The organism is Clostridium sp. CX1 (assembly GCF_025398335.1).
Taxonomy (GTDB): Bacteria; Bacillota; Clostridia; order Clostridiales; family Clostridiaceae; genus Clostridium_AM; species Clostridium_AM tanneri.
The window spans coordinates 301,848-315,104 of the sequence record NZ_JAODOO010000003.1 but is presented as its reverse complement, the minus strand read 5'-3'; the positions used below and the strand labels follow the sequence as shown (position 1 = coordinate 315,104).

The following is a 13,257-nucleotide window of genomic DNA, read 5'->3' as shown; positions in this document are numbered from 1 at the left end:
TTAACTCTATTTTAGAAAATAAAATTCTATTTTTGAAGATGGGGTTCGGCATATTGAATGATAAGGCATTTCTATTTGTTGTTTAGCAATCGAGTAGGAGCTGAATAATTATTTTATTCAGCGACCTCTCACACCACTGTGCATACCGTTCGGTACACAGCGGTTCATTAAGAATTATGAATTAGTTGATATCTCTTGGAAATACTTTTATATTTAAGACTTTCAAGATATCTATTATTTAGAGTTGTATTAAGAATTGGGCTGTTGGATATTCTCCAGTAGCCTTTCCTTGTGTTAGCGTATTCCCAAGCTTTGTACTCGGGTACTCCAAGTTTCATGAGATTACGACCTCTGGTCTTAACCTTCTTCCATTGCTTCCAGATACATGCTCGCAACCTTCTTCTTAGCCATTCCTCCAGTTCCTTTATTCTGGCGGTAGCCTTCGCTACTCCATAATAGTTAATCCAACCTACGGTATATTCGTTGAGTTTCTTTATCCTTAACTCCATACTTATACCTATATTTCGATTAGTTATCTCTCTAACCCTTAACTTGAATCTTTTGTACGATTTCTCATGAATTCTTATATTTGCTCCACCTTTAACAAAGTAGAACGAGAAACCTAGATATTTTCTTTTGGATACAAGGTCTACTGCACTTTTATTCCCATTAACCTTGAGTTTTAGGCATCCTTCAAGTATATTTCTCATACTTTCCATTACCCTCAAGCCTGCTTTTCTACTTCTTACATACACATTTGCATCGTCAGCAAATCTGCAAAATCTATGTCCTCTCTTCTCAAGTTCCTTATCTACCTCATCAAGCATTATATTAGCTAGTAGTGGACTTAACGGTCCCCCTTGTGGAGTACCTTCATCAGAATTTACTTTGATTCCATTTATCATGATTCCTGATTGAAGATATGCCCTTATCAACTTTAGAACTCTTTTGTCCCTAATCTTCTTTGATAACCTATCCATTAATATATCATGATTAACTTTATCAAAGAACTTTTCCAAATCCATGTCCACTACCCATCTATACCCTTCATTAATATATTCTTTTGCCCTGAGTATAGCTTGCTTAGCACTTTTATTTGGTCTAAATCCATAACTACTTTCTGAGAATGTATGATCATAAATTTTATTAAGTTCTTGAGCTATCGCTTGCTGTATTAACCTATCAAGTACAGTAGGTATCCCAAGCAATCTTATTCCGCCATCAGGCTTTGGTATTTCCACCCTCCTGACTGGAGATGGTTTATATCTACCTTCCAGTAACTTTTCTTTAATTTTCAGCCAGTTGTCAATGATAAACGTCCGAAGTTCATCGACTCTCATACCATCAACACCATGACTTCCTTTGTTTGAAATCACTCGTTTCATAGCAATAAGCATATTTTCACGCTCTAATACTCTATCGAGTAAGTTACTGGTATAATCTAACTCATCGTTTTCCCTTTCTCTCTTTGTAAACGCCAAATTTTCATTAAGCGCCCCTTGCTTACCTTGAAGTTCCACTTCTACTTTCACAAGGTGACCTCTATATTGAGTTGTCTGCTTTTTATTTTGATTCTTTGAGTTTATCAAAGTTGAAAACCTCCTAACGTTCAGTCCTTCCCACGCTAACGCATTTTCACGTGGTACTATGACCTCTGCTGACTTCTTACAATTCAGCCATATATCACTATATGGGTTATTACCTAGAAATATATCTTTGGGTAATTTATTTGTAAGACCTCCCCAGGTAAGAACGCTTACTTTCACTCCATATATCTGCTACATTTACACTGCCTGTTTCGGATAGTTTAGGGTTTCGTTTTGTCATGCAAACTCACCCACAAGCATATGCCTCATATGTAGTTTCTGTTCGTCAGACCAGAGCTTTGCCGCCGACTTCCTTCAGATTCCACCTCACGGTGGACACCCTTGTCTTAAGCTAACGGTTGGCACTATCAACCCCCGTATCGGACTTTCACCGACAAGTAAGCGCCCATGCTGGGCGCACATGCAAAAAAGACTAATAAAAATATTATTAGTCTTTTGCATATATTATGATAGGATTATTTAATTTTTCACTGAATGATATGACTTCAGTGTTTTTATGAATATTTGATATGAAGTTTCCGCTCATATTATAAATCAGAGAAGGAAGGTTCCCCTCCCCTCTCCTAGTTACTAGCCTTAGTAACAAAAACATTGCTGTTTCTGTTTACATTCTAGAAGTATTATACTAGACTTTCAAACTAACTTTTCTATTACTTCAAGTTGTCAATGTCTACAGTATTAAATACTTTAACTGTTCTTGTTTTATTCTTATCATCATTTGATGGAACATACTTAGCGTAATTTCCGTTTCCATCTTTTATAGAGGATACATCTATGCTTGTATTTTTCAATGCAACACTTATACCATTAGTGTTTCCAGTAGCAAATGCTGTATCTATTAATGAGTTTCTAGCAGCATCTGTAAGGGCAGCTCCCTTAACAAAATGGAATACTAAGCTGTTTCCTTTTACATTTACTCTATCTGCTTTTATTTCTTCTCCGTTAGCTCTGAATGTAAAGTCATCTGGTCTAACTCCACTGTTTGAATATAGCATACTATCGAAGGATATAACTACAGCTGCTTCTGTTGTAACATTATCAGCAAGTGTTTGTACATCTGTAGCATACCAGTAGTCAGAAGTAGTTTTTGGAGCTACTAAGTAGTCATATACATCTACAGTACCTATAGCTTGAACAGTAGTTCCTGCTATATCTTTAACTCCTGTAGCTGCAGTTCTATCAGTTACCACAACTCTTGCCTGTGATGCTTGAAGTTTAATAACTTCAATCTTATCAAGAACGTCTCTCTTATCTGAAGCCTTAGCATTCTCTACTGCATTGTCCACTCCAGAAATAACATTGCTATATCCAGCCATTACTGTTGTAGTACTTGGACTGTCTTTAACAAATCTTAATACAATGTCAGAACCAATAATGCTTACGCTATCTGGTTGTTCACCTGCAACTGTAAACTTATCTACAGCTACTGTATCAGGATCTATTGTCTTATCATACTGGAACTTAACTAGTAGGTCATCTCCGTCACTTTCCATTCTGTAAGTCTTGTCTTTATATGAAACCATATATGCATCGCTACCTACATTAGCATAGTTATTGAATGAATCTATTAAGTTTCCTGCTTCATCTTTTAAGTTTGAAGCAACAATACCATATACCCAGTTATCATTGTCTATAGTGCCACTTGGTGAACTTCCAAGAACATAGTAGTTTGATGGGAACTCTATTGTTACGCTCTTGTTGTCGTTACCAACTGTAATCTTAGCAGCAGATGGTAATTGCTTACTATCTCCTGAAGCGTTCTTGTACTTGTAGTTATCTAAATCATTTAAAGTATCAGTGTCCATAGCTTCTGTGAAGAATAGAACGATTTTTTGATTATCTTTTCTATAAGAAGTAACGTTCATCTTAGGAGCTATATCGTCTGATCCATTTATAGTAGTTGTGTATTCATCCATGAAGTTAGCGCTTGTATTGCCAGTTCCAGTTGTATCTCTTAAACCTTTAATAGTTAAAGTATACTTAGAACCTGTTAATCTCCAATCGTTAGCAGTTTGTTGAGCTGTTGGAGATCCACTTCTTCCGTATCTTACATAATCTCCTTCATTCTTCCATATCTTTATGTCCCAAACATTGTCGCCGCCAACTTGTGATATAGCGCCTGCAGTAGTAGTGTCTGAAACACTTGTAGTTGATGGCTTAACTAATCTGATATGATCTGATATGTCTACACCACTTGAATCTTTTAGCGTAAAGTTACTTATCTTTGTTGCATCAGTTGCAAGTACATCCTTGCTAAATCTTACACGGATAGTTTCACTATCTATCATGTTAACATTTGTTACTGTTGGCTTAGTCTCATCTTTAACTTTTGTAAAGCTTACTCTTGTATCATCATCTACTTTGTTGCCATAAGCATCTTTTACATTATCTTTTATATATAAAGTATTTGAATTGATTTGAATGCCTGTTACACCTTTAATTTTAACTGTATTGTCGCCTTCTTTTAACTCAAGCTTTGTTGCTGCTAATGCAGCACCATTTAATTCATAGTTACCAACTCTTGTAGCTGTAACTGAATCCATTGGTCTATCAAATCTTACCCAAAGTGTTCCGTCTGCATCAGCTTGAACTTCTTTAACTGTAGGCTTAGTTGTTACAGCATCAACATTGAAATCTTGAGTAACTTCTTTGATTATAAAGTTTGTTGCATCGCTTAGCATATCACTAGCTTTTCCATCTGAAACTTTTAATGTGCTGTTTCCAGTTGGAAGTTTTGTTGTAAAGTAGAAGTCTACTTCATCTGACCATACATAACTTCCTGTTCCAGTTGTTATAGCGTGTTTGATTTCACTGTTAGCTAAGTCAAGACCAAAGCTTGATATATTTTGTCCATTTATTTTGAAATATGTTGCTAAGCTATTTGCTGGTCTTACAGTTATTCCTGCACCAGTTGTAGCAGCATTAGCTTCCATTCTAACTGGCTCTGAGAACTTAACTGTTATTTTGCTGTTTCCTTTTACAGCTACTGAAGCTAATGTTGGAGCAGTTATATCTACGAATTCAATTTTTTGCTCAAATTCTGATACACTGTTTATTTTATCTGCAGTTAAAACACCTTTTTTAACTGAAACAGTATATTCTTTGTGTTGTTCCTTAGCTTCTTTTAATGTTATTAAAAGAGTTCTATTGTCATCTCCAAGTGTTGCTACTGCATTAGAGTCAGATAATGTAGCACCATCTATTTTGTAGTTTGATACACTTTCAGCTGAATCTGAATCAACATCAGTACCAAATACAACTTTAATTTGATTTAAGCTTGTTGCTTCTATTGACTTAACAGTAGTATCTCCTACTGGAGTAGTTGGGTTAACTGCATTAGTTATAGCATTAAGAACTGATTCTGAAACAACACCAGTTCCACCAACAACATTTAAGTCAGTTGTCTTGCTTGCGTTCTTCTTAATGTAATCTAAAGCATTGTTAGTTCCAGTTGATCCATCTTTATCAACTAATACTAATGGTGCAGCATATTTTCCAGCTAAAGCTGAAGCTACTAGAGCGTCTGCGAATCCATTATCTTTTGCGTTGTATGATGCTGAAGCAACATATAACTTGTCAAATTTAACTGTTTCTTTGAATGCAGCTAAAACTTTTTGGTTTGTATCCCATCTATCAGCTCCACCTTCTACTCTGCTAGTTGCTCCAACTGCACTGTAGATTGTGTCGTTTATTACACCTTTTGTTCCAACTACTGTAACTTTTGAGTTGTGCTTCTTAACGAAGTCAACTACAGGCTTCATGTAGTTAGCATCATTCATTCCTAGTAAAAGGATTTGTCCTTTAGCAGCTGCTATTGGAGCTACTGAAAGAGCATCTGAGAATCCTTCTCCTCCAACCATCATTACGTTAGCTGGATCTACTCCTAATTTAACTAATTCTTCAGCTACTGCTGCGTTAGTTTCATATCTGTTAGCTCCACCTAATTCTGTTACTGTATAGCTAGCTTTTAATTCTGTTCTTAAAGCTGCTGATACTGAAGCGTTTCCACCAACTACATATACATTCTTAGCGCCTAATTTTGTTAAAGCGTCTTTAGTTTCTGTAGTTAATGCATTTCCTGCAGTTAAAAGTATTGGTGCTCCTAATTTTTTAGCTAATGCTGATCCGCTTACTGCGTCTGCATATCCTTCACCATTTACTAATACAACAGTTTCTGCTTTATCCCAGTTGCTTGTTGCAACTTTAGCAGCTGTAGCGTATCTGTCAGCTTCTCCAAGTCTTGTTGCTTGTCCTGCTGCAGCTTGAACTGGACCAGCTGATAAAGCTGTAGTTAAAACTAAGGACATAAGTGTAGCACTAGCAAGTGCTCTTGTACCTTTTTTACTCATATCGTAATACCCTCCTCGATTTAAGTGAATAAATTGTTTTACAATTTTAGATATATATTATTAAATATATACTTTACCAATATATCCAAGCATCTTATGGCTTGGTCTATATTTCGAAACAGATTTAATTATAACACACTTGTACAGCATATTCTACTAAAATTTATGTAATTCTGATGTAATTATTTGGAGTTTCTGTGTATTATACTAAACCACTTAGAAGTTAGTTATATAAAACTCACTCCTTATTATATCATATTCGTATTGTATTTTCCATACTTTATATGATTTAATAAGCTTTTTTATTTTAATTTAGTTTTTTTAGAACTCCTAACCTCTGATATCATTATACAACACTAGTTTTGGTTTTTCCATACTTTTATACTATGTAATTTTAGGTACGATGACCACCTTATTTCTAGCTTATGAAAAATATGGTCTACTCCTAGTATTATATTTTCATATGACTTATACTATTCTACATATTTTTAAGAATTCCTTTTTTATTTACAAAAAAAAGTCATAGATAATTTTATTCAAATTATCTATGACTTTGCCAGCTATTATTCAATACTTATTACTTCAAGAGAATCTTGGTTCACAAACTTAGCTTCAATATCCGTTGAAACAGAGCCTGTTCCACCAACTATAATTACCTTACCGCTGTCTCCTGCTTTTGCTAGTACGTATTCAGTAGCTTTTGCTACTTGATCTGCATTTGCTCCTATTCCACTTAAAACTAGTGGTGAGCCTTTTGTAGCTGCTGCTGCAGAAGCTACAAGAGCATCAGCAAACTGAGTATTAGTTGCTCCACCTGCTGCTACATATATATTAGTAAAATCTAAATCATTTTTAAAGTAATCTAAAACTGCTAAGTTTGTAGCAAATCTGTCCTTAGATTTTTCCGCTGTGTCTGTTATCTTTGTTCCGTTTACAGATTTTACAACAGCATCTGGAAGTGCCCATGATCCACCTACACCTAGAATAGTTAGGTCTTTAGCAACTTCCTTAACTACTGGAGCTACCTCTGTACGAGTTCCAAATAGTACTGGGTATCCTTTTTTAGCAGCTATAGATGCTACTGATAAGGCATCAGCATATCCATCTTGTCCATTTACAAGGATTGCTCCCTTTTGTCCACTTAAGCTTAAAACCTTCTTTGCAACTTCTGCGTTAGTTCCCATTCTTGAAGTATCTGTTACTCCTGCTATACGCTCTACTGTGTACTTTGATTTTAAAGAAGCTTCTATAGCTGGAGATACAACTCCTGTTCCACCAACTATATAAACCTTAGAAGCTCCAAGGCTTTGCATTGTAGTTAACACTGATGCTTCAAGAGCACCTTTGTTTTCTGTTAAAAGTATTGGTGCACCTAATTGCTTTGCAAGAGGAGTTGCACTTACTGCATCTGCATAGCCATATCCGTTTACAAGAATTACATTTTGTGCAGTTCCAAAGGATTTAACAGCCAGTTGATTTGCAGTTCCTATTCTATCACTTCCGCTAGTTCTTTCTACGGAAGCTGCTTGTACACTTGCAGTTCCTAAAGTTACTGATACAACTAGAGCCGTTAAAACAGAGCTTAGAAATCTTCTTCCCTTCATCTTAAAGTCCTCCTAAATTCTAATTAGTAAAATATTCAACTATTTTTATTATATATTATAACATAACTTTTTTACAGCTTTAGGATAAATATTTTACCATTGAAAATATTTCCTAAAAAGTATGTCCCAGTATTATAATCGAAAACTTTTAAGATATCTTCATAAGTTTTTTCTACCTAAAAGCTATCTGCTGCTGCCTAGAAAAAATAACGCCACTGTTCCAGGACCTGAATGTGAGCCTATAACAGGCCCTACATTAGTTATAATAAAATCCTTCACCTTATATTGCTCTAGAATTAAATCTCTTACATGCTCTGCATCTTCAATGCAGTCGCCATGACTTATACCTATTATCTGCTCTTCGGCATTTACTATTTTCTCACTTAGTTTATCTACAAGGGTTTTTAAAGATTTTTTTCTGCCCTTTACTTTTTCAACAGGAACTAATTTACCTTCGTTATCTACATGAAGCACTGGCTTAATGTTAAGTAGTGTACCTACTACTGCTGCAGTACTGGATATTCTACCTCCTCTTTTTAGGTGGTTTAAATCCTCTACTGTGAACCAGTGACTTAGTTTTAGTTTATTTTCTTCTAACCAGTTAACAACTTCTTCTTTAGGAGCTTCTTTTTTTAACATCTCGTTAGCATAATAAACTAAAAGCCCCTGACCCATAGAGGCGCCTTTAGTATCAACTACTGTGATGTCAGCATCTTTAAACTCTTCTAGAAGCTGTTCCCTTGCTATGGCAGCACTATTAGTACTTCCGCTTAAAGCAGAGGAAAAGCCTACATATATAATAGAGTTATTCTCAGTTATATGTTTCTTAAATTCTTCATAGTATCTGTGTGAGTTAACCTGTGAGGTTTTTGAAAGTTCACCTTCTCTTAGTTTGTCATAGAACTCTTTAGATTTTGTTGTTTTCCAAAAGTCATCTTTAAATTCTTGTCCTTTAATTTCATAGGTTAATGACATATATATTATGTTGTTATTTTCTATATACTCTAATGGTAAATCGCTGCAAGAATCAGTTATTAATATTGTTTTCATGTCAGCACTTCCTTTCTCTTATATTCACGTCATATCTGCTTCAGCTTGACTTGCTAATACTAGACATTATTATTTAATGCACTATTGCATTATTGTAGTTTTGTCCATTTTAAACTTAATTAGTCTAACAAAACAAAAAAGAGCTTTTCTAGCTCTTAAAGTTCTAGTACTAAATTATACTGGTCTTCTTTTGAAAATATTAATTAACATTATACCACTTGTATACCTTTTTGTGAACTCTCCTCCTTTTCCACCGCTTCCATTATTTCTTCATTGAAGTAGAGAGAAAGTTAAAATATAATTACAGGAGCAAAAGTATTTTAAATTGTGACCTTATAAAGGAAAATCAATCCTATCAGGAGGTTTTTGAATGAAAAGAAGAAATAAATTTATTATGTTTATACTGACATTTTCTTTAGCTACAAGCTCTTCAATATACAGCCCTAAGGCCGCTTCAGCTATTTCTAGACAGGAAGCTCAGGACAGAGCTTATAAGATGGCTTATACTCAATGGCATTATAATAAAGACTCAAATGGAAAAACCTATGGTTATATCCAATTACCTGAACATTTAAGAGATAAAACCGATTCTACAGAAACAGGTATACCTTACAATTACGGTGGTTCTGATGGAATTGATACTACTTCTAATAGATTATGGAGCAACTTTTCTGAAGCTCTCACTAAAGGGGCTACCGCTGGAAATGTACGTTTTGAAGGTGGGTATAAAGGCGAAACTGCTGGTATAGATTCTGCTAGTTTTATTCAAAGTAGTTTAAAAATTGCCGGTGGAAAGCTTACTTCTTATACTTTAAAGGATTATCTAGATCCTATATCCTTTGATGACTTAAGAAATATGGACGTGCTTTTAAATAAAGGCGATAGTGCTGCCTTCTTCCAAGGTTGGGTTTATGATGATTATGGTAATGTAATAGGAGCTGCTACTTTAGAGGCAACTATAGATAATACTGACGGTACTGGACAAAAGGTAAAAGAGTTTTATAGATCTAAGGACTATTTAATGAATAATTACAAGGCCTACAGATATAAGTATATAAACAGTGATTATATTGAAAGCAATTCTGCGCAGCCTACTTTAGAAAGTCCTTTGTACAGACAAGCTGTTGATAAAAAGAGCGGCAGGGTATTCTTCGACTGGAACTTTAACGACACTAGAAGCAATGGATACCAAAGCGAGTACAGAATTAGAATTTATAAAGGTGATTTAAATAACAGTTCTGATCAAAGTGGTCTTTTAGTTAAAGAGGTATCTGGAACTACTCAGGTAACAGAGACAACAGTATATCTTGATAACATGGCAGAAGGTAATTATTATTTTATTCTAGAAACAAAAAACAATAGAGGCTATTGGAGCAATCCTGTTTTAAGTCCTTTAAACTTTGTTAACGGAACCTCTACTGTACCTTCTAAAATAAACAAAACTGAAAGATTTGGCGGCCAGGACAGATATGAGACTTCAAAGATTATAGCAGATGAGAATTTTAAGAATGTAGACTTAAAAAATGTAGTTATTGCCAGCGGTAATGATTTTCCAGATGGTCTATCAGGAGTTACTTTAGCAAGAAGGCTTAATTCTCCACTGCTTCTTGTAGATAAAAATCCTCAAGATAGTCAGGTTGTACTGCAGTATATTACTAAAAATCTTGATAAAAACGGCAAGATATACATTTTAGGAGGACAAGGCGCTGTTGACAGCTCCTATGTTGAATACTTTACTCAGCAAGGCTATTCAGGAAACAATATAACAAGAGTAGGCGGACTAGATAGAAATGAAACTAGTGTTAAAATAGCTCAAACTTTAAACTTAACAAAGGGAATGCCTGTAATAGTTACAAATGACTCTATGTTTGCAGATGCCTTAAGTATTTCCTCAAAGGCAGGTGCCAGTCAGATGCCTATACTTTTAACTTCTAAGGATAACTTAAATAGAGCAGTAGAAAATTATATTAAAGATCAGCAGCCTTCAACTGTTTATATTGTAGGTGGAACTGGTGTTGTTTCTGAAAATGTGAAAAATAAAATCAGTAATATTACTAGCAGCAAAATTGTAAGATTAGGCGGACTAGATAGATATGATACCAATGAAAAGATAAATGATTATTTTTATTCTGGTAACTTAAATCGAGTATTTTTAGCAAATGGTGAAAACTTCCCTGATTCTTTAAGTGGAAGTGCTGCCGCAGCCTTTAATAATGGTGCTCCTTTAGTTCTTGTGTCAGATAGATCCTATGTTAACGGAGCAAGGTCTATAAACAAGCTTACAGGAAGCAATAGATTTACTCTTGATATTCTTGGTGGAAACGGAATAGTGAGCAACTATCTTGTGTCTAAAATAAACAACGCTGCTGTTAAATTGCAATAAGGAAGAAGTTGCTATAGTAGTATTTAAAAGTGTTGAAAAACCCTATGCCCAGCATAGGGTTTTATTATATACTAAATTTATTTATGCGAATAGCATAAAAATAAGCTCCTTAGGTTTTACAATAACAGATAACTAAGGAATCAATTTCTACGCCTTATCCCTATTTATTCCACACATATTTCTCCCCTAATAGCTAATAATAACTTTGTAAAAAATTCTAAGGAGGTAGCAACAGTTGCTGATAAATATGACAAAACGTGATTTAGTATGATAACTTTTTTAATAAGCTGATACTTGTATAATATAGTTTAAACCAATGGCTTTAATAATACTGCGGAGCAGTCAATTACCTGAGCATTAATACTGTGTTGATAATTGTACCCAAAATACATCTTATAGAAATTTATTTATAAAAAATGCTATTACAAAAATCTTAATACCGATAGGTTTCTTTATAATTATTATGTTAAAGTGGATAAAATAGTAACTATATTAGCATTAATAAAAATCCAGAAAATACTGTAAACAAATATGGCATGATGATTAGAATTATAAAAGAAGGTAAGGTAAGAAGCTTTGAAAATAACAATAAAAGCACTTTTGATAAATGAAACAAGTGAACAAACTCAGGTTATAGATAATATGATGTTAGTATTTTCTACTGCAACAAGATACTCTTTTAAGAGAATCTTAGAGGGTAAAAAAATTGGAGCTTTAGAAAAAGATGTAGCTTCTAAGTTCAATGTTAACATAAGACAGGCAAAAGATGCAGTAGAAAGTGCAAGGCAAACTATTGCTTCACAAAAAGAATTATTAAAAATGAACTATGAAAATTACGTTAAAAAGATTGCAAATATACAAAATGTTTTAAAGGATAAGAAGAAAAACTTATCAGAAAAGAAACGAATCGCTTTACTTAAAAAGCTAGATAAAAGACAAAGAAAAGCTAACTATTTTAAGGAATTCATTAATACTAACTCCATTCCATCTGTAGTTTTCGGAACTAAACAAATGTTTTTAAAAAGGTGCAGAGGATTAATATCTAATGAGGGATGGAAGTCTTGTAGAAATAATCGTATATACTCAAGGGGAGATAAAACTAAAAAGGGTAATCCAAATTTAAGGGTAATAATAAATAATGGGATGAGTTATCTCCAAATATCTACTCTTGAAAAAACTGAGAATAATAGAGCAGTAAAAATCGAAATTCCTATATATTTGCCACAAAAATTATCAAAGAAGACTGGTAAAGTAAATGGAACTGATTATAGAAGCCTATTTTTAAATCACTTAGCTACTGGAGAAGCTTATCAAGTAGAAATGATTAAGAAAAAAGGTAAATATTATTGCCATATAACCTTTGAGTTAGCAAAGCCAGATGAAATATATACAGGACATAATGGGATTATAGGTATAGATACCAATCCAAATGGTGTAGCTTTAACTATGATAGACAACAAAGGTAACTATAAATGGCATACTTACCTGAAACAACATGAACTATTATATGCCAGAAGTAATAGAAGATTAAACTTATGCGGTAAATTAGTTAAGCAAGTTGTTTTAATAGCTAAAACTTATAATTGTGGATTAGTTATTGAGAACTTAAAATTCAAAAATGATAAAGATGTTCAACGTAAATTCGCAAGAGTAAAGCATGGATTTATATACTCAAAACTGCTGACAATGATTGAAACATCTTGTTATAAAGAGGGCATAGAATTACTTAAAATAAAACCACAGTATACAAGTAAAATAGGATTATATAAATATTGCCATCAATATGGAATTGAAGTCCACAATGGTGCTGCTATGGTAATAGCCAGGAGAAGTTATAAATTTAAAGAAAGAGTACCTAGGATATTAAAAGATAAGCTTATAGATAACATTGAACTATTCAATCAAAAGAATGAATGGAGTAAATGGAGTTATATAAATAAAATTATAAAAAGGAAGGTAGGTGAAAACCCTGATTCTTGGATAGTAAATAGGAAACAAATATTAGGAATAGCATAAATCTTAAGCAGGGAACCAAAATCTTTGATTTTGTGTGAGTCGCTTACTCCTTTGAGGAATCGAAAAGGAGTTTCCTTTAAAATATTAAGAACTGCCAAAGTACACCTAGAAGGAAAGGCTTTGGTGGAATAATATACTTGAGGAACGGGTAACACCCGTAATCTTGCAGGATTTTGTTAAGGTATAAAATAACAAAGGCATTACTTAGATGTAAAGCGAGATTTTAAGATGATTGTCTTAATCCTAGT

At 33.9% G+C, this 13,257-nt stretch carries 6 protein-coding genes; 2 read left to right on the top strand and 4 right to left on the bottom strand.

Annotation, left to right across the window (positions count from 1 at the left end):
* Positions 1–167: 167 nt before the first annotated feature.
* The 4 genes from ltrA to N4T77_RS05045 all read right to left on the bottom strand — a co-directional run bounded on the left by ltrA (position 168) and on the right by N4T77_RS05045 (position 8,610).
* Positions 168–1,589, bottom strand: a complete 1,422-nt coding sequence (gene ltrA / locus N4T77_RS05060; protein ID WP_261670679.1) for a group II intron reverse transcriptase/maturase — start codon at positions 1,587–1,589, stop codon at positions 168–170.
* A gap of 668 nt (positions 1,590–2,257) precedes the next feature.
* The gene (locus tag N4T77_RS05055) at positions 2,258–5,956 is read right to left on the bottom strand and encodes a cell wall-binding repeat-containing protein (protein WP_261670653.1); all 3,699 of its coding nucleotides are present in this window, start codon (positions 5,954–5,956) and stop codon (positions 2,258–2,260) included.
* A gap of 563 nt (positions 5,957–6,519) precedes the next feature.
* On the bottom strand, positions 6,520–7,560 hold the full coding sequence (locus N4T77_RS05050) for a cell wall-binding repeat-containing protein (RefSeq protein ID WP_261670652.1): 1,041 nt from the start codon (positions 7,558–7,560) through the stop codon (positions 6,520–6,522).
* A gap of 183 nt (positions 7,561–7,743) precedes the next feature.
* Complete coding sequence (locus N4T77_RS05045) at positions 7,744–8,610, bottom strand: DegV family protein (RefSeq protein WP_261670651.1); 867 nt, start codon at positions 8,608–8,610, stop codon at positions 7,744–7,746.
* Positions 8,611–8,980: 370 nt separating this feature from the next.
* Between N4T77_RS05045 and N4T77_RS05040 the strand changes: the two genes are divergently transcribed.
* Together N4T77_RS05040 and N4T77_RS05035 are read left to right on the top strand one after the other, a co-directional pair.
* Positions 8,981–10,993: a cell wall-binding repeat-containing protein gene (locus tag N4T77_RS05040; protein WP_261670650.1), complete on the top strand. Its 2,013-nt coding sequence runs from the start codon at positions 8,981–8,983 to the stop codon at positions 10,991–10,993.
* A gap of 576 nt (positions 10,994–11,569) precedes the next feature.
* Positions 11,570–13,009, top strand: a complete 1,440-nt coding sequence (locus N4T77_RS05035; protein ID WP_261670649.1) for an IS200/IS605 family accessory protein TnpB-related protein — start codon at positions 11,570–11,572, stop codon at positions 13,007–13,009.
* Positions 13,010–13,257: the final 248 nt, after the last annotated feature.

Excerpts from the sequence above, each read along its gene's own strand:
- N4T77_RS05050 (WP_261670652.1), bottom strand. The coding sequence starts at position 7,560 with ATGAAGGGAAGAAGATTTCTAAGCTCTGTTTTAACGGCTCTAGTTGTA.
- N4T77_RS05045 (WP_261670651.1), bottom strand. The coding sequence starts at position 8,610 with ATGAAAACAATATTAATAACTGATTCTTGCAGCGATTTACCATTAGAG.
- N4T77_RS05040 (WP_261670650.1), top strand. The coding sequence starts at position 8,981 with ATGAAAAGAAGAAATAAATTTATTATGTTTATACTGACATTTTCTTTA.
- N4T77_RS05055 (WP_261670653.1), bottom strand. The coding sequence starts at position 5,956 with ATGAGTAAAAAAGGTACAAGAGCACTTGCTAGTGCTACACTTATGTCC.